The 19,182-nt window shown below is 32.7% G+C and carries 18 protein-coding genes; 15 read left to right on the forward strand and 3 right to left on the reverse strand.

The annotated features are described in order from the left end of the window. Nucleotides 1-4: 4 nt before the first annotated feature. Nucleotides 5-1,645: a nucleoside kinase gene (locus D7D81_RS12585; protein WP_125992136.1), complete on the forward strand. Its 1,641-nt coding sequence runs from the start codon at nt 5-7 to the stop codon at nt 1,643-1,645. Nucleotides 1,646-1,647: 2 nt separating this feature from the next. On the opposite strand, the gene D7D81_RS12590 is transcribed toward D7D81_RS12585, so the two are convergent. Then, entirely contained in the window at nt 1,648-2,235 is a 588-nt protein-coding gene (locus D7D81_RS12590; protein WP_125990458.1) for a 5' nucleotidase, NT5C type, read from the reverse strand. A 209-nt stretch (nt 2,236-2,444) separates the two neighbouring features. On the opposite strand from D7D81_RS12590, the gene D7D81_RS12595 reads away from it, so the two are divergent. Next, complete coding sequence (locus tag D7D81_RS12595) at nt 2,445-2,981, forward strand: CDP-alcohol phosphatidyltransferase family protein (RefSeq protein WP_125990459.1); 537 nt, start codon at nt 2,445-2,447, stop codon at nt 2,979-2,981. Nucleotides 2,982-3,013: 32 nt separating this feature from the next. Continuing rightward, nucleotides 3,014-3,721 (forward strand): 4Fe-4S double cluster binding domain-containing protein, encoded by a 708-nt coding sequence (locus D7D81_RS12600; protein WP_205739212.1) that lies wholly within the window; start codon nt 3,014-3,016, stop codon nt 3,719-3,721. Nucleotides 3,722-3,737: 16 nt separating this feature from the next. Here the strand turns inward: D7D81_RS12600 and D7D81_RS12605 are convergent, their stop codons facing one another. After that, nucleotides 3,738-4,946: an MFS transporter gene (locus tag D7D81_RS12605; RefSeq protein ID WP_125990460.1), complete on the reverse strand. Its 1,209-nt coding sequence runs from the start codon at nt 4,944-4,946 to the stop codon at nt 3,738-3,740. A gap of 181 nt (nt 4,947-5,127) precedes the next feature. Here D7D81_RS12605 and D7D81_RS12610 point away from each other — a divergent pair, with 181 nt between their 5' ends. The 11 genes from D7D81_RS12610 to D7D81_RS12660 all read left to right on the forward strand — a co-directional run bounded on the left by D7D81_RS12610 (nt 5,128) and on the right by D7D81_RS12660 (nt 16,298). Further along, the gene (locus D7D81_RS12610; RefSeq protein WP_125990461.1) at nt 5,128-5,493 is read left to right on the forward strand and encodes a hypothetical protein; all 366 of its coding nucleotides are present in this window, start codon (nt 5,128-5,130) and stop codon (nt 5,491-5,493) included. Between the two features lie 169 nt (nt 5,494-5,662). Further along, nucleotides 5,663-6,241 (forward strand): DJ-1/PfpI family protein, encoded by a 579-nt coding sequence (locus D7D81_RS12615; RefSeq protein ID WP_125990462.1) that lies wholly within the window; start codon nt 5,663-5,665, stop codon nt 6,239-6,241. 632 nt (nt 6,242-6,873) lie between these two features. Beyond that, nucleotides 6,874-7,359 (forward strand): flavodoxin domain-containing protein, encoded by a 486-nt coding sequence (locus D7D81_RS12620; RefSeq protein ID WP_125990463.1) that lies wholly within the window; start codon nt 6,874-6,876, stop codon nt 7,357-7,359. Nucleotides 7,360-7,719: 360 nt separating this feature from the next. Beyond that, the gene (locus D7D81_RS12625; protein ID WP_125990464.1) at nt 7,720-7,962 is read left to right on the forward strand and encodes a Gfo/Idh/MocA family protein; all 243 of its coding nucleotides are present in this window, start codon (nt 7,720-7,722) and stop codon (nt 7,960-7,962) included. A gap of 59 nt (nt 7,963-8,021) precedes the next feature. Beyond that, complete coding sequence (locus tag D7D81_RS12630) at nt 8,022-8,636, forward strand: TetR/AcrR family transcriptional regulator (protein ID WP_125990465.1); 615 nt, start codon at nt 8,022-8,024, stop codon at nt 8,634-8,636. 149 nt (nt 8,637-8,785) lie between these two features. After that, nucleotides 8,786-11,257 carry an efflux RND transporter permease subunit gene (locus D7D81_RS12635; protein ID WP_286170402.1) on the forward strand — a complete coding sequence of 824 codons (2,472 nt, stop codon included), beginning with the start codon at nt 8,786-8,788 and terminating at the stop codon, nt 11,255-11,257. Continuing rightward, entirely contained in the window at nt 11,247-12,041 is a 795-nt protein-coding gene (locus D7D81_RS12640) for an outer membrane lipoprotein-sorting protein (RefSeq protein WP_125990467.1), read from the forward strand. Before D7D81_RS12635 ends, D7D81_RS12640 begins: the two co-directional genes overlap by 11 nt. Before the next feature lie 15 nt (nt 12,042-12,056). Next, nucleotides 12,057-13,214: a DUF1302 family protein gene (locus D7D81_RS12645; RefSeq protein ID WP_125990468.1), complete on the forward strand. Its 1,158-nt coding sequence runs from the start codon at nt 12,057-12,059 to the stop codon at nt 13,212-13,214. Nucleotides 13,215-13,370: 156 nt separating this feature from the next. Continuing rightward, nucleotides 13,371-14,003, forward strand: a complete 633-nt coding sequence (nth, locus tag D7D81_RS12650; protein ID WP_125990469.1) for an endonuclease III — start codon at nt 13,371-13,373, stop codon at nt 14,001-14,003. A 14-nt stretch (nt 14,004-14,017) separates the two neighbouring features. Continuing rightward, the gene (locus D7D81_RS12655; RefSeq protein ID WP_125990470.1) at nt 14,018-14,917 is read left to right on the forward strand and encodes a PHP domain-containing protein; all 900 of its coding nucleotides are present in this window, start codon (nt 14,018-14,020) and stop codon (nt 14,915-14,917) included. Between the two features lie 70 nt (nt 14,918-14,987). After that, entirely contained in the window at nt 14,988-16,298 is a 1,311-nt protein-coding gene (locus D7D81_RS12660; RefSeq protein WP_125990471.1) for a PhoH family protein, read from the forward strand. 62 nt (nt 16,299-16,360) lie between these two features. On the opposite strand, the gene D7D81_RS12665 is transcribed toward D7D81_RS12660, so the two are convergent. Continuing rightward, the gene (locus D7D81_RS12665; RefSeq protein WP_125990472.1) at nt 16,361-16,888 is read right to left on the reverse strand and encodes a MerR family transcriptional regulator; all 528 of its coding nucleotides are present in this window, start codon (nt 16,886-16,888) and stop codon (nt 16,361-16,363) included. A 187-nt stretch (nt 16,889-17,075) separates the two neighbouring features. On the opposite strand from D7D81_RS12665, the gene D7D81_RS12670 reads away from it, so the two are divergent. Beyond that, nucleotides 17,076-19,181: a SpoIID/LytB domain-containing protein gene (locus D7D81_RS12670; protein WP_125990473.1), complete on the forward strand. Its 2,106-nt coding sequence runs from the start codon at nt 17,076-17,078 to the stop codon at nt 19,179-19,181. Nucleotide 19,182 lies beyond the last annotated feature (1 nt).

Here is a 19,182-nt window from a genome sequence, read left to right on the forward strand (position 1 = left end):
GATGATTAGTATCAATATAGATGGACAGATCCATGAATTTAAAGAAGGTATTATTATAGAAGATATAGTAAAAAAACTATACCCTGATAATAAGATTATTGTTGCTGCTGTTGTTGATAATGAACTTTATAATTTAAACAACAGATTAGAAAAAAATTGTTCTCTTGAATTTTTGACCATTAATGATGAGATTGGGAATAGAATATACCGAAGAAGTCTTTTTCTGGTCATGGCCAAGGCTATCTATGATTTGTTCCCTGAAGGAATCCTGTCAATTGAACACTCCTTAAGTAATGGGATATATTGTGAACTCCATAAGGATAGCCCCCTTACTCAAAAGAGTCTCTCTAAGATACAGAAGGGAATGAAAGAATTAATAAAAAGAAAAATACCTATTAAAAAAGTATATTTTAAGAAAGATGAATTAATTAATGTGTTTCTTAAACAGGGATTTAGTGAAAGGGTAGAGTTAATAAAACAGATGGATACTGTTGGCTCTAATATTTACGAATTAGATGGTTATTATAATTATTTTTTCTACAATATGATTCCACATACAGGATATTTAGACCGCTTTGAACTGCATTATAGACTTCCTGGGTTTATTCTTTTGTATCCACAGCGGGGTAATCCTTTACATGTACCTGATTTTATAGAACAGCCTAAATTAGCCAATATTTTTCATGAATATGAAAAATGGGGTCAAATAATAGGGGTACAAAATGTTAGTGATTTAAATAAAGTAATAGAGGAAAAAAAATATGGTGATTTAATAAGGGTAAGTGAGGCATTACATGAAAAGAAAATTGCCAATATAGCTGACCAGATAAGCCAGGATATTGAACAAAAGCGTGTAATCTTAATTGCAGGACCATCCTCTTCTGGAAAAACTACCTTTGCCCAGAGGTTAGCGATCCATCTACGGGTTAATGGTTTAAAACCTGTGGCAATTTCAACTGATGATTATTTTATTAACCGTGAAGACACCCCAAAAGATGAGAATGGAAATTATGATTTTGAGTCTATTGAAGCAATTGACCTTGAATTATTTAATAAACAATTGCTTGAACTTATCCAGGGTAAAGAAGTAGAACTACCTATTTATAATTTTACAACAGGTAGACGCGAATCCAGTGGTAAAAAAATGAAGATAGAGGAAAGACAACCTATTATAATTGAAGGTATTCATAGTCTAAATGATAGCTTAACAGAGTTTATTCCACAGGATGTTAAATACAAGATATATATCAGTGCCCTGACACAACTAAATATAGACCAGCATAACAGAATACCTACCACTGATACAAGGATTATAAGGAGAATAGTAAGAGATCACAAATTCCGCAACCAGACAGCAGCTATGACAATAAACTGGTGGCCTGGTGTAAGGAGAGGAGAAGAAAGGAATATTTTTCCTTATCAGGAAAATGCAGACCTGATGTTTAATTCTGCTTTGGTTTATGAACTACCAGTTTTAAAGAAATATGCTAAACCACTACTGGAAGAGATCACAGCAGATGATAAGAGTTATTACCAAGCCAGGAGATTACTTGGTATTCTAAAATGCTTTAAAACAATCCCTGAAGGTGATATTCCTGATACCTCTATTATCAAAGAGTTTATTGGTGGTTCTCCCTTCAATTAAAACTATAAAAAATTTATTTTAAAGAAATCATTGATGATCTGACAGACCCCCTGCCAGTTGTCAACCCTATAAATACTTTTACCTTTAGTCTCTAAAAATTTATTATGGTATTTATTAATAAGTATAACTGGTATATTATTCCTGGCAAAGGCCCTGGCGTTTTCTGCATTATCTTCTACAAACAATTCTATTCCAGCGGCCAGGGCATGAGGTACTTTATCACCATTATGTATCAGCTTTGTAAAGGGTATTTGATGTTTTTTTAACCATTTTGTAGTTAAACCTTTAAATCCTTGATCCCGGGCAGTAATTAAATTCACTTCAAAGTTATAATTATATAATTTTCTTATTGTTTCCCGGGCTAATGGTACTGGTTTAACCTGACTGTATATATCTGTTAAATTTTTATCTAGAAACTTATTTATTACATCACTTGAAATATCATATGCTTGATCGAATAAATAAGAATCACTTTTTCTAACAATATCATAACCAAGAAAATTACAGATAGCATCATGCCATATATTGTCATTTTCATGTTCTTCGTCTGTAATTACCCCATCTATATCAAATCCAATAATTTTCTTCATGTTTTCACTCCTTTAAATTTCATCTCTTGAAAGTACCAAGCATTAAACAACATGTTTAACAGATATTCAATATTATATCAAAAAAACTCATCTTTTGAAATGAATTTAATGTAAATAGATGTTGCTTTAAAGTATGGATACCAGACTTTAGAATCTTTTTCCAAAGACAAAAATACCATGGGATAAATAATACTTGAAAGGAAAAGAGTATGATTAAAATCATTCCAAATACATTATCTATATTTAGAATATTATTCTCAGGATTATTAATAGTCTCTTTTCCGTATAAAACCATTTTTATTCTAATATATCTTTTATCTGGATTAACAGATGTATTAGATGGCTTTATCGCCAGGAAATATAATATAGAAACTAAACTAGGTGCTAAACTAGATTCAATAGCTGACATTGCTTTCTATACTGTTTTATTAATAATTTTTTTCGTCTGGTTTAGAAACATTCTGATAGAATATAAATGGTTAATTATTATTACAATAACAATTAGAATAAGTACTATTATTATCGGGATAGTTAAGTATAAAAATATTGTTTTTATACATACTGTAGCAAATAAAATAACTGGATTAATGATTTATTGTATTCCAATATATATATTTTTACTCAATTCCAATATACTAATATTAGTAACAACAATTACTTCTATAATATCAGCTCTAGAAGAATTTTTGATTATGCTAATATTTAAAAAAGTAGAACTAAATAAAAAAGGTATTTTTTGCAAGTAAAATATAAATTCTTTATCAAGGTGGTGAATTATGTGTCATTAAATGAAAGTATTAATAAATTAGCCAAACAATATGGAATATCATATTTCGGTGTTGCTGATTTATCTTACGCCTATGACACTATTCTGGAACAAGGTGGAGCTGATATTGCAAAATATCCATATGCTATATCATTAGGTATAGCTTTAATTAATGATATTGTAGATCAGCTACCAAACCGTTCAAGAAGAGATGTTGCGGTTAATTATGAACATCATGCTTATGATATTATAAACCAGAGGTTAGATATAACAGCTTCAGTGATAAGCAGCTTTATACAGGAAAAAGGGTATAATGTATTACCTATTCCGGCATCAGAAAGGTATGATGATGAAAAAATTTGTGCATCTTTTTCACATAAATTAGGTGCCCACTTAGCTGGTTTAGGTTGGATAGGAAAAAGCTGTTTGCTTGTCACTCCAGACCATGGACCTAGAGTAAGATGGATATCTATCTTAACAAATGCACCTTTAATACCTACTGGGAAACCAATGGAGGAAAAATGTGGTGCTTGTAATAAATGTGTAACTATATGTCCAGTCAAAGCTTTTACCAATAGATTATTTAAGGAAGATGAACCACGTGCGTTAAGATATAATGCCCGCAAATGTGAAAAATACTTTGAATCAATGAAGGAGAAAGAAACGGTATCTGTTTGTGGTATGTGTCTATATATATGTCCCTATGGAAATAAAGAGTGAATAGTACTGGTCACTATTATATTACTTGCCCATCTTTATTAATAGATTTAATTAACAAGGGAACTGCTAGCTGGACACTACCAATAATTACTAGGAGATATTTTAGACTGGATAAGCTGGTTTTATTGTTGACAAAAAAAACAAAAACAATAATCCCGATAATTCTCCCCACATTTAGAGCCAGTTCTTTATAGATTATATATTCAATCCGTTCTGCTGACTTATTTGAACTATCTATCAGATTGTAACCTGCTGCGCTAAAAGGCACTATAAAGAAAGGATAAAAAAGCGAATTAATTACAGTAAAAATAATTAGGGTTTGCAGGTTTATTTCAAAAATAAGGACAGCTACTGAAATGAACATCATGATAGTTCCCAGCCAGATAAATAATTTCCTTCTAACAGGTTTCATTACCTTTTCTGTTATTTGAAAAGATATAGCTAAAATTAAAGCACCAAGCAGAGTTATTTTACCAATACTCAACTCACTTTGTAATGTGATAAATATAAGAAGGTTTATTAGAAACATAATAACTCCATTTCTAATCCCGAAAAAGAAAGTGCCAATAATTATAGAATTATAACTGGAACTACTGGTTTTAATAGCATCAATAAGTCTAAATTTGTTACTTGTTTTATGGGTATGTAGTAAAAAACTTATATAGATTATCACCAGAAAAATAGTAAAGGATAAACCAAAGATTAGATAATATCCTCTTAACTGGACCATACTACTGATAATAATTCCCGCTGTTAAAGGGGCAAACATACCAGCAAGAGCGTTAATTAGACCATTATAGGAATAAAAAGTATCCCGGTTCATATCATTTGTTAAATCAAAGGAAAGAACATGAAAACCTAACCAGTAGAAACCAGCTGCTATTCCCAGAAAAATTCCCAGGGGGATTAAATATTCTGCTGCTTTTTCTTTAAAAAGGAGAATGGTTAAAAAATAAATGGTATGTATTATTACACCGGTTCTTATAGCAATAGTGCCATCATGTTTTTTTGATATAAAACCTGCCAAAATAAAGGTTAGTGGGGTAGCAATATGAATAAATAAATTAAAAACACCAATAGCAGCAAAGTCTTTTTTTATTCTCCAGATAAACACATTAACAAAAGTATTCGATAAACCGATTGCTATTGTAAAGAGAGCAGCTATAATTAACAATATTTTAGCATCATACTGTAGCCTTAATCTTTCTTTTTTTGCCTTTTGCATATAAAACTTATTACCTCCCAAATAATGCTTTTAATAGCATTAACCAAATGGATGATGATTATTAGAAAAAGGTATTGACAGGGAGAAAATATTACTTGACCTATGGGCAGAAGATTTTCCCTTGATAAAAGATAGCTTACTGCTAGCGCAAAAGAGAGGAGTAAAGTTATTCATTGTCTATATGGGTGATGATAAATATTTAGAGCTAGATAATATAGAGAATATTTATATCCATGAACCCAGTCAGGGTGGAATCTTCAATGAAAGCAGGGATTTTACTATGACCTGTGATCAAAGTGAGGCGATAAGTGGGACTATTGGGGCTGCTAATAGTAAGGCTATTTATTCCAGTAATAAAAGTTTTATTAATTTAGCAGGTTCCATAGGAGAGCTTTTTCCTGTGATTTTCATGGGAATAATTGTTGCAAATTTAAATATAAGATGGGCTTTTATAATTAGTGCTGGTTTCATGTTTTTCATTTTACTAGTTTATATATCACCAGCTTTACGGAATGACAATGTTGTAAAGACCAGGAATATTAATTAATAAAGTCTGGAATATAATCATAAAGTTTTTAATATGAGTTAAAAAGGATTATTGCTTGGGGTTGTAGAATATAGTAATGTACAAAATTAGGCAATTATTATATGTTTTAAGGTATATAATGAATAAGAAAATAAAGTATATTTGAGTGAACGTTGAAAGGAGATTATATATGAAGGTATTGTTATTTCTTGCTAATGGAGCAGAAATGATTGAATTAAGTGCATTTATAGATGTCTTTGGTTGGGATAGGCATTATAATAATGGTAACATTAATATTGTTACTTGTGGCTTTTCTAAGGAAATTAAAAGCACATTTAATATTCCTATAAGAGTGGATTTGTTAATAGAAGAAGTTAAAACAGATGATTACAATGCTCTAGCAATACCGGGGGGTTTTGCAGATTATGGTTTTTACGAAGAAGCATATAATGAAAAGTTTTTAAATTTAATAAGAGAATTCAAGAATCAGGATAAGCCTATAGCTTCAATATGTGTTGGAGCGCTTCCTATTGGTAAAAGTGGGATTTTAAAAGGGAAAAGAGGTACTACTTATCATTTGATGGGCGGGAGAAGACAAAAACAACTAGAAGAATTTAGGGTTAAAGTTGAAAATGAACCTGTTATAGTTGAAGATAATATTATAACCTCCTGGTGTCCATCGACTGCAGTAGAAGTAGCCTTTAAGCTTTTAGAAATGCTTAGAAGCAGAAATGATTCTGATAAAATAAGAGAAATAATGGGATTTTAATTAAAGGACTATTCTATAATTCTTATTAAGAAAGGAGTTTTCAAAGATGCATAAACAATTAGTAATAATTTCAAATATGGAAGGGGTTTCAGGAATTTTTGAAAGAAATAAAAAATCATTACGGCACGGAAGTGAAGAATGATATTAATGTAAGAATGAAGTATTAAAAGAAGAGATAAAAAACATTGGAATAAAAGAAAAAATTATTAAATATTGCAGGCTTATTGTGAATATTTTATTGAAAATTCTAATGTATTTCAGTTGATATTTCTTGAAGATTTAGGTGATATCTTGGAGAAATTAGAGGAGAGAGTTGCTGATTCAGAGATAACCTCTATTATTACGGAAGATCTTAAAAAGAACGTGCTATAGCTGGCATAATTCCAGAAAACAGGGTTACTATTATCGAAAACTTAATTGAGAGTTCTCTCCATGGTATCTTATTATTTTTTATAAAAGGAAGAAGTTCAAATTCTAAAAAAGAAATATTGAAGTTAATAGGAGTTGAAATAAATTATTTATTAGGTGGTTAACTACTGGTATTATTAATTTGATGTTATTACAGGGGCGCCAGTTACTTCTAAGGCTTATTTGAAATCCATTGAAAATGCATTAAAGAGGGTGAAATAAAAATGAATACTTTAATAGCTTATGCTACCAAATATGGTTGTGTTGAAAAATGTGCATCAATTTTATCAGAAAAACTTACTGGAGAGGTTGATTTATATAATCTTAAAGAAATAAAAAATATAGATATCTCAAAATATGATAAAGTGATTATCGGTGGTTCAATCTACATGGGTAAAATTCAAAAAGTAGTAAGAGAGTTTAGTTCAACAAAACTGAATCAATTAAAAGAAAAAGAGGTAGGACTCTTTATCTGTGGTATGGGAGAGGGAGAAACCGCCGAGAAAGAGTTAAAGGATTCTTTTCCTGTAGAGTTATATGCTAAGGCAACTGCTAGAGGAGTTTTTGGTGGAGAATTTATCTTTAAAAAGATGAATTTTTTGGAAAGGCTGATTGTTAAGAAAGTCTCCAAAGTAGAAAAAGACGTATCAAATATTTCAGAGAAAAAAATTAATGAATTTGCAGAGTTAATGAATAATGTCTATTTATAGGATGTTCCCAATTATTGGAGACCCCTCATATTAAATTATTTTAAATCATATTGTTTCTGCTCGGGTAGTCAGAAGTCAGGAGTCAGAATTAAGAAATTCTAAGTAAAACTTTTTTTATTCTTAACATCTCGGCTAATCCTTTTTTAACCTTCCATGTACTCTTTTCTTTAGTCATAATATTCACCCTTTCTTTGATTTGCTATATAAAAGAATAAGGCCCTGGAATAAATACCAGGGCAGAGAGAGCAGGGCAGTACTTAAAAAGAAGGCCCAGTGTAATTTATTTATATAAACTATTGACTTAGAGTATACTCTAAGTTATATGATATCATTATGATAAACAGTTAGGGGGTTTTAATAATGGGATATACAATTGCACAGGTGGAAGGGGTTTTAAAGAAAAGCAGTACAGAAAAGGGAGAGGTTAAAGTAGATGATATTACCATAGGAATGGTCAGGATGAAAGATGGAGCAATGGGAACAATTGAAGCCTGGCGTTTAGCTACTGGCACGGAGGACAACTTGAGATTTGAAATACATGGAAGTAAAAGGGCTTTAAGGTTTAATTTGAGCAAGGAATTAAAAAAATCTCTTGACAAATAATCTATCTTGTAATATTATTTATTTAACCGGTTAGTTAAAAACGTAAGGAGTAAAAAATTATGGGAAATGCAGTTGAGTCAAAACAAAAAATTTTAAATGTAGCAGAGAAACTCTTTGCTGAAAAAGGCTTTGATGGTGCCCGGGTAAGTGAAATTGCCAGTGAAGCCGGGGTAAATAAAGCCCTTATATATTACTATTTTAACAGTAAAGAAGATATTCTTGAAACATTATTTACAATTCTAATTGATGATTTTAAAAATTTAATAAAAAACAATATGATAGGAATTAATATATTTAGTGAAGATAATCTTGATATAGTAATGAATAGTATATTAGATTATATTTTGACCAAGAAGGATATATTACGTGTCGCTATGGTAGAATCTATGAAAGCAGTATCTGAACAATCAATAATAATCAAAATCGGTGAAATGCTAATAAGTGCTGAAATTGAAGAGGTGAGGCAGTCTTTGCTTGAGAAAGGGATAAAATCTCCCGGTAATATTAAGGAAATACTTGTGGCAGAATTTTTCACTGGTACTTTACCTGTATTAAACTATGTTATATTTGAAGATGAGTTTACCCATCATTTTAATATGGATGAAAAGGAATACAGAGAATATTTCATTAAAGCCTTTAAGCAAACCCACTTTGCCTATCACCTGAAGAGGTAAAGTGTTTTTTTAAATATATTTAACCAAATGGTTAGTTAAAAAGAGGGGTGATAAAACTAATAGTACTAAAATAAAAGAAATTTTTTTTATAACAATAACTATCTGGTTAGTTAAAAATTAAATTGGAAGGTGGATTGGAGTTGAAAGATATGAGAAAAAAACAATTAAAAGATTTTTTTGCTGATTTTGGCTTTAATATTATCATTAAGTATAAATATTTAATATTATTGCTTTTATTCGGCTTAACAATACTGGGTTTTTTGGGAATGCAGAAACTTGAATTTGATTCATCAAATGATGCTTTTTTACCTGAAAATGACCCGGTAGTTATAAAAAACGATAAGTTTAAAGAAATTTTTGGTAATGATGAGTTTGTTTTCATTCTGGTAGAAAGTGATGAAATTTTTAGTCATAATGTTTTGCAGTATATTAAAGAACTAACCGAAGACCTGGAAGATAACTTACCCTTTGTAGATGAAGTTACTTCACTAGCTAATCTGGATTATATCGAAACAGAAGGTGATAGATTAATAATTGATGACCTGATTAAAGAAATAGTACCTACTGAGCAAGAAACACTAAATGACTTGAAAAATAAGATTTTAGCTAAAAAAACATATGTAGGTAAAATAATTACGGAAGATTGCCAAAAAACCGGGATTATTGTTACCTTTCAGGAAATACCGGAAATAATTTATGCCCCGGTTGGTAAAAACTTTTCCCAACTGGACCAGGCCGATTATTCACCTCAAGAAGTATTGATGGATGAAAACCTGTATACTAAACATCAGCTTGGTTTAAATAAAGTGGCAGACCCTAGAAAGCTGATTGCCCCAGCTTTAAAGGTTATTTTAGCCCGGCATAGTGATAGTAAGATAAAAACAACTGCTACCGGAGTTCCTGTATTGGATTATGAGACTGATCGAATGGTCACTGAGGAAGGGACTAAATTTGGCCTGATTGCACTACTTGCTGCAACTCTATTAATGATCGTACTCTTCAGAAGCTTTAGAGCTGTTGCTGCTATTTTTCTGGTAGTTTTGTCTTCACTGGTAATCCTCTTTGGAACATTGGGTTGGCTAAAGCTTAAGCTTTCCATACTGGCCTTGATTATACCTACATTGGTTCTGGTTATCTCGGTTAGTTATTCTATTCATGTTATTAACCATTTTTTAAATGGTCTGGAAAAGGGTTCTCACTATAAGGCGATAAAATATGCTTACCGGGAATCGACCTGGCCTATTTTAATAACTGCTTTAACTACCGCCCTTGGTTTTATTTCATTTATATTTGTACCACTGGAACCCATCAAGATAGTTGGGTTTTCCTGTGCAGTAGGGACTTTTTTAACCTATCTGATAGTGATGATTGTTGTTCCGCTAATTTTTTCTATAGGAAAGAGTAGAACTTTACCAAAAAAAGATTATAGTAAAAAAAGTGATCAAAAAATTTTTCGGAAAGCTATGGAAAAATGGGCTGATTTTGTAGTCAGAAATATAAGAGTTACAGTAGGATTGTCAATAATTGTGGTAATTTTTGTTGTTTTTTATTCTTTTAAAATGCCAATTAACAGTGATATGTTACAGGTTTTAGGTAAAGATGTGGATTTTGTTAAAAATGCTAATTATATTACAGAAAGGCTGGGAGCCCTGTATTCTTACGATGTTTTGCTGGAATTTCCAGAAGAAGGGATGGTGAAAAAAAGTGAAGTACTTAAAGAGATAGATGGTCTAACAGATATGATCAATCGATTTGATTCAACAGTAACCCAGACTTCAATAATTGACTTAATCAAGGAATTACATATGACCATGAATAATAACCAGGAGACTTTTTATCAAATTCCAGCTTCCAATGACCTGCTCGCTCAGTATTTATTATTATATGAGATATCAGGTGGAGAAGACCTGGAAGATCTGGTTGATTTTAATTATCAAAAAACCCATATTTCAGTACAGGTTAACGATTTTAAGAGCTCAATCCTGCAGGAATTTGAAAAAGTAATTACCTATGGTCAGCAGCATTTTCCGTCAGGGACTAAAGTAACAGTAGTGGGTGATATGCCAATTCTGCTCAAAACCTTGACAAAACTGGTCGATGGACAGAAGCTATCTATTTTTATAGCCTTAATGGTTATTACCCTGGTAATGATAATAGTCTTGAAATCAATAAAGTTAGGACTGTTATCAATGATTCCCAATGTAATTCCAGTCCTGGTGATTACAGGATTAATGGGCTTATTACAATACTCTCTTGATTTTATTACAGTCCTGATTGCACCGATGATTATCGGTATTGCTGTTGATGACACAGTCCATTATTTCATTCACTTTAAGGAAGAGTATCTTGTGACAGGTTCTTACCATCAAGCAAATAAGGAAACCTTCCGTAAGATTGGTAAAGCTTTGATTTCAGCCTGTGTTGTTCTAATGTTAGGTTTTGCTATTTTTGTTTTATCGAGAATGGCAAGTCTGGGACATATGGCAGTTCTCTCAGCAGCAGGTATTTTCGCTGCTCTAGCAGCAGATATGCTAATTACTCCGGCAATTGTTATGCTGGTAAAACCCTTTGGGGAAAATCTTAAAATTACAAACAGGGAGGAAGAAAATTATGAAATGTAAATCTTTAATGATCATATTACTGGTGTCTGTAATGTTGTTACCTGTTCTGGTTCAGGCAGAGGAATTGACTGGTAGGGAGATTATTGATAAAACAAATATTATGAACTTGGTTGATGATATGCAGGCAGAGATGGAGATGGTAATGATCAATAAAGCAGGGCAGAAAAGGGTCAGGGAACTAATGTCATATTCAAAAAAAGATAAAAGTGATGATATAGAAAAATCTATAATGCGTTTTCTTAGTCCGGCAGATGTTAAAGGCACAGGGTTTTTAAGTATAGACAATCCGCAAGGGGCAGATGAAAAATACCTATATTTACCTGCCATGGGACGGCCCCGCCGGCTATCATCAGATGAGAGAGGTGGTTCCTTTATGGGGTCTGATTTTAGTTATGAAGATATTTCAGAATCTGTTGAAGATTATATTTACACCATTATTGGTACTGAAGAAATAGATGGTCAGCAGGTTTATATTGTTGAATCTATTCCACGTACAAAAGAAATAGAGAAAGATGTGGAATTTGCTAGAAAGATTTCCTGGGTGAGAAAAGACAATTTTGTTCTAATCAAGGCAGAATTTCATGATAAAAAGGATGAGGTATTGAAAAGGCTTAATGTACTGGAAATAAAACAAATTACTGAAGAGGTATGGATGCCGGTTCATTTAGAGATGGAAACTTACCAGAAAGGGTCCAGGACCAGTCTAAAATATAAAGATATTAAAGTGGATACAGGGTTAACAGACGATTATTTTTCTGTTAGACAATTAACCCGTCCTCTATAAGGATGTGATCTAGTTTTGAAAGATAAAATATTTTCTATTCTATTGAGCTGGCTGTTTTTTATGTTTTTTTCCTGGACTAATGTTTATGGCAGTGACCTGGAACTTAGTGGAGAATGGGTCTCGAGACTGGAGGCAGAATTCCAGGGAGAGAATGATATTATATTGTTTAATTCACTTGGTTTAGATTTAAATTATAATAGTTCTATGTCAGCTTTTAAGGCCAGTTTAGACATTACAGACGATGATGATGATCCTAATGTTAGTTTAGAAGAGGCTTATGGAGAGTTTTATTTTCAGTCTACTGATTTAAGGATAGGTAAACAGTATATTGCCTGGGGTAAAACTGATGGTATCAATCCAACTGATAACTTTAATCCTGAAGATTTAACAGATCCCTTCAGTGAAGACAATAAATTGGCTGTAAATGCAGTTAGGGCTAAACATTATCAAGATGATTGGATATTCGATCTTATCTGGGCTCCCCTGTTTACAGCAGCTGAATTACCTGAAGCCGGTAGTCGCTGGTCTTCTTTGCCGGCAGGTCTAGAAATTGAACCACAGGAACCTGAAAATAGTCTGGAGAATTCTGAAATAGGGGTAAGGGCTTCTAAATGGGCTGGCTCAATTGATTTTTCTTTTAGTTATTTTCGAGGCTGGAGTAAGACTCCAGCCTGGCCTGACCAGTCTATAATCGAAGACGTTCAATTAGTTTTCAAGCCTGAATATTATCAGGTTGATGTCTTTGGAACTGATTGGGCCAGAGACTTTGGTAGTTTTGTTTTCAGGGGTGAGTTAGCTTATTTTAAAACAAAAAAGGATTTTCAATTAAAAAATCCTTTTTCTCAGTATGTCTTGGGGGTTGATTTTAATGCTACAGATGAATTGTATATTATTACCCAGCTGATTGGTGAAAAAGAAGAAGGGAAAGATAGGACTGACAACCTAACTGTATCTCTGGAGTATGAGCTTACTGAATTTAAGACTATTGAATTAAATGGAATATATAACCTGGCTGACAGAGACAGTCTGATAAACCCCTTATTTAACTATGAAATAAGGGATGGTCTTGCAATGACACTGGGGGCCTATATATTTTCCGGGGAAGATGGGAGTTCATATGGCGGGTTTGATGAGAAAGATTATGTATATATAGAGTTAGTAAGATCATTTTAAAGTCTTGATAAATTGCTATACTTTTTTGTATTAGCCATAATATTAAATTATAGTGTGTTTTTTGTATCTGAATCACTTTATATGTTATAATAATTTATGGTTTTTACAATAAAAATTAGAATTTTAATCTAAAATAATTAATTAAGGAGTATAGCAATGAATGTCAGAAAAGTTACTAAAATAATTATGTTAATGGAAGAGAAATGGCCGAAGCCTGTAACAGAATTAAATTACTCAAGCCCTTTTGAACTCCTGCTTGCTACGATATTATCTGCTCAGTCAACTGATAAACAGGTAAATAAGGTAACAAAGAGACTCTTTAAAAAGTATAATCAGCCAGGGGATTTTGCGGAAATGAAAAAGGATGAACTGGCTCAGGAAATCAATAGTATTGGTTTATATCGCAATAAAAGTAAATTTATTATTGAAAGCAGCCAGCTGATCCTGAAAGAATTTAAAGGTAAGGTACCAGATACAAGAAAGGAATTAATGAGATTGCCAGGGGTTGGACGTAAAACTGCCAATGTAATCTTGGCCTCTGCCTTTCAAAAAAATGCAATTGCGGTTGATACACATGTCTTTAGGGTAGCAAATCGGTTAGGACTTGTTAAGACAGATAAAGTAGTGGAAGTTGAAAAACAATTAATGAATATAATACCTGAAGAAAAATGGAGTGATCTGCATCACTGGTTAATATTCCTCGGCCGTAGGATTTGTAAAGCCAGAAATCCCCATTGTAACAAATGTTTTTTACAGGACTATTGTGAGTATTATAATTCATCTAAATAAGGGGTGTTATTAGTATGAAAAAAAACAAAAAAATTGATCTACATATGCACTCAATCTACAGTAGTGATGGTGAGTTTCACCCCTGTAAATTACTAGAAATCGCCAAAGAAAATAACCTTACAGCAGTAGCCTTGACTGATCATAATACTGTAGCTGGAATAAGTGAGGCAATAGCTGCTGGAAAACACCTGGGAATCGAGGTTGTACCTGGGATAGAAATAGACAGTCAATTCAGAAAGTATTCTATCCATATTTTGGGTTATTATTTTGATATTAATGATGATAAATTAAATAATTTACTGACAGAACTAAATAGTCTTTATTATGGGTTAGCCCAGAAACGTGTAACGAAATTAACTGAACTGGGATTTGATATTGATTACCAGCAGGTATTAGACTATGCTGTAGACCTTCCTGTTGGTGTTGTGATAGCTGAGGCATTACTAAAAAACAAGAAAAATTTTAATCATCCACTACTAAAACCATATTTAACTGGGGAAAAAAGCAAACAGCCATATTTCAATTTTCATCTTGATTTTTTTAGTAGGGGTAAAGCAGCCTATGTTCATTTTAAAAGTATTAGTAGTAAGCAGGTTATTAAACTCATCAAAGGATTAGGAGGAATACCTGTCCTGGCTCATCCTGGCTATTCATTTAACTATCAAAATGAAAATGATCTGACTGCACTTAAAGAATTGATTGCTGAAGGCTTAGTTGGTATAGAGGCATACAGCAGTTATCATAAACAAAATGAGATAAATGAGTTTGAACAGATAGGTAAAGATAATAGCTTAATAATTACTGCTGGTAGTGATTTTCACGGCAAACTGAAACCTGAGATCTCTATGGGAGGAATAAAAAATAATAATTATAGTATCTTAGAGGAATTAAAGGATTATTTGTTACATATTTGAAGGAATATGTCTTTACTTAGCGAAATATTAAATATAGAAGCTTTATAATAAAAGTAGGCAGGTGAGTTAAGTGAAAATATATGTGCTGGATACAAATGTACTGCTTGACGACCCCAGGGCAATTTTTGCCTTTGAAGAAAATCAAGTAATTTTACCACTGGCTGTCCTGGAAGAAATTGATGATCAAAAGACAAAGACATCATCGATTGGGCATAATGCCAGGGAGACTTCAAGAATATTAGATAATCTCAGGGAACAGGGAAGACTGGACTGTGGTGTGAAATTAGAAAATGGGGGTAATTTACGTATAGAGATTAATGGTAAGGATTTTGATCCCCCTGAGGGATTAAATGCAGCCAAAAAAGATAATCGGATCTTAAGTACTGCTTTTTATATTCAGAAAGAAAATCCTGATCAAAAGGTAATTCTGGTGACTAATGATATTAATTTACGTTTAATTGCAGATGCCTTTGGATTAAAAGCAGAACAATACCGCTCTAACCGCCTAAATGATGATGAGATTTATACCGGAAGCCATGAAATTAAGGTTCCTGCTGAATTAATAGATAGGTTCTACCAGAATAATGCCCTGGAACTGAAGGAATTTAAAAATATTGATAAAAAAATATATCCCCAAGAGATGGTACATTTGATTGCAGTTGATCAGAAAGGGAAATCAGCCCTTGCCAGGTTTAATGGTGAACAAATTGTACCGTTTTTATTTTCCAAGGCCAGCCCCTGGGGGATTAAACCCCGTAATAAGGAACAGAGATTTGCCCTGGAACTCCTTTTAAATGAAGATATAAAACTGGTTACCCTTCTGGGTAAAGCAGGTACTGGCAAAACATTACTGGCTTTAGCTGTCGGCCTGTCAAAGGTTACTGATGAAGAGGCCTATAAAAGATTACTGGTAGCTAGACCAGTTATACCTATGGGGAATGATATTGGTTTTCTGCCTGGAACAAAGGAAGAGAAATTACAACCCTGGATGCAGCCAATATTTGATAACCTGGATTTTATTTTGAATCAGAGTAATGATAGTAGTTTTTCTTTTGATTACCTGGTAGAAAAGAATCTGATTCAGATAGAGGCCTTAACATATATCAGGGGTAGATCGGTTCCAAATCAATTTATTATTATAGATGAAGCCCAAAATCTGACAGCACATGAAGTGAAGACTATTATAACCAGGGCAGGAAAGAATACCAAGATTGTTCTGACAGGTGATCCATATCAAATTGATAATCCCTATCTTGACAAACACACTAATGGCTTAACACTCCTGGCCCATAAATTCCATAATGAATCTATTGCAGGACATATTACATTGGTCAAGGGAGAACGCTCTGAACTGGCCAGAATAGCTAGTGAGCTGCTGTAATTACTGGTCAAGTTAACGACAAGGCTCCCGGATTGTAAATTACAATAAGGGAGCCCTTTTATTCAGTCATTATTTTTAGTCCAGGGGAGTAGTCTTTTTAAGAGACTATTGTGCTGTTCTTTCTTCTGGTCTAAGCGTTTTCTGATCTCCTGAATAAGTTCCCGGTCACGTCTTTCTGATGTTATATTCAAAAGTTTAACTGCCTGCAGGTATTCCTGTTTTAGAGTATTTTGTCCTTTTTTTAGTTCCTTAATACCATCTTCAACGTCTGTAATTCTATCCAGTAGAACTGAAACAAGGGAACTAAGCCTTTCATCGGTTTCACCAACAAGGGCAGCAGCAATATCCTGTTTGCTTTCCTCTAAATTTAATATTTCACGCACCTGTTTGATTGAATATTTCTGTTCATAAAGGTAAGTCCTGATTTTTTGTAGGGTAGCAATATTATTTTCTGTATATTGCCGATATCCATTATTGTTTCTTGGTATATCTAAAAAGTTTTCTAGTTCTGATTCCCAGTATCTGAGTGTTGAAGGTGCTACATTTAAAATACTGGCTGCTTCTGATGTGGTATACCTTTCCTTATCCATTTTATACCCCCTTCCTTAGTGAGAATAGACAAGGCAAGGTTAAAATTTACATTAGTTTAATAATTCTGGATCGAGAGAAAAATTCCTGCATAAATAATAAAAAGATACCATTTTAAAGAAAGAGGATTATACTGTCTGACTATAGAATTAATATACTAGGTATTCTTATACAGGAGGAGACTAATTAATGAATAAAAAAACATATCTAATACTTTTTGTTATAGGTGTTTTAGCAAGTATTTCTTTTTCAACAATACACTATTATGTTATTAATGCAGGTCAGGTTACCACAGAGATTCAAAAAAAAACTGGGTTTAAAGAAATAGACACAGATATTTTATTTGCTCAGGCCAGAGATGCCTACTATGCAGGAAAAATTATTAAGGCAGAAGAGCTGTATCAGGCTATTAATTTGAAGGAAAGTAATAATCTTACTGCTTTAAAGAATATTTATTTTATAAATAAGGAATTAGGTAATCTTAAGGAAAGTATAACTAGTTTAGAAAAAATAGTTAATCTCAGTGATGATAAGAAATGGAACTATAGACTTGGTTTAAGTTATTTTCAAGTAGGCAATTATGAACAGGCTGCTGATATCTTAAATAAACTGGCCAGTGAATATCAAGAAGTCTTTTCTGAAAAAGAATTAGCAATTATTAATTATTATCTTGGTTTAATCTCAGTAAAAAATAAAGACCTGGAATTAGCGAAAGATTTTTTTGAAAAGGGGATTAATGTATCTCCTAAAACTACGATTAATTATGTGGAATTAGCTGGTATACATAAAGAAAAGGGACAATATCATGATGCCATTACAATGTATAAAAAGGCCCTGCGTTATGATTATAGTTTGTCTTATATCTATCCAGAACTGGCTGAGCTCTATGAGCAATTAAGTGAAGTCAGTAACTCTTACTATTACTGGAAGCGTAGTTTATCCACTAATAATAAACCTACTCTGGCCAGTGATAAAATTGATAAATTAGAGGAAATACATCCAGAATTAATTGAATTAGAAAAGGAAGAAAAAAACAGGACACGTACAAGTATAAACTGGTCTATTGTTGAACCCATTACTGATACAGCAGATATTCCACTCATAAGGGTTGGTTTAATTGAAAAGGCTGAAAATATTACCTTCCAGGCTGGAACTAATTTTAAAGTATTTAATAATGATCAGGCCGTTTTTAATGGTCAGGCTAAAAAGGAATATACCCTAAAACATAAAAATGATAAATTTGAAATTTATAGTGATGGAGAGATTCTTAGTAATTTTAAGACAGATAAATTATTGTTAAAATTAAGTGATGACCATTATACTTTTGATTTATATGACATTAGTTTTGGAAAAGGATATTTCTGGGCTGGTAATGAAGATAGACAGTATCGTGGGGAACTAGAAATTTTATCTAAAGATAATGATTTACTCACAGTAATTAATAATATTAATTTAGAGGAATATCTCTTATCAGTAGTTCCAGCAGAAATGCCTGCTAGCTGGCCTATGGAGGCTTTAAAGGCCCAGGCTATAGCAGCAAGGAGCTATGCCCTGGTTCATCTGGGCAGGCACAGTCGACAGGGATATGACCTCTGTGCTACTGTTCACTGTGCTGCTTACAATGGTGTCAAGAGTGAGAATACTAGGACTACTGAAGCAGTCCTTACTACTAAAGGAGAGGTTATAAACTATAATAACCAAATTGTTGACGCTGTTTTCAGTAGTAATAGTGGTGGTTATTCTGAGAGTAGTGCTGATGTCTGGGGTAACAGTTTGCCCTATCTCAAGGGGGCTAATAATATGATGGAAGAAAACTATTCATTTCCATTGGAACCCTATCAATTAGAAGAGTGGTTAATTGATAATCCTTCTTCCTTCTCCGGGGTAGCTAAATATATAGGCAGCAATGTTTACCGCTGGGTCAAATATATGCCGGTTGACTATTTTAAGGAAAGGTATAATTTAACAGAATTAATTAATATAATTCCAGAAGGCAGAAGTATAGGAGGCAGTATACAGAGTATATTAATCATTGGAGATAATGATAAAGAAATTAGAGTAAAAAAGGACAGCATCAGGGGGAGTTTCGGTGGTTTGAAAAGCAATAGATTTTTTATTGATAAAATTTATGATGAAAATGGAGTAATTACAGCTGTTCTCTTTTTTGGTGGTGGCTGGGGGCATAATGTAGGTATGGATCAAACTGCTGCAGCAGGTATGGCCGAGCAAAGTTATTCTTATGAAAATATTCTTAAACATTTTTATAAAAACACTAAGGTAATAAAGAAATATTAAT

The organism is Halocella sp. SP3-1 (assembly GCF_003953885.1).
Taxonomy (GTDB): Bacteria; Bacillota; Halanaerobiia; order Halanaerobiales; family DTU029; genus Iocasia; species Iocasia fonsfrigidae.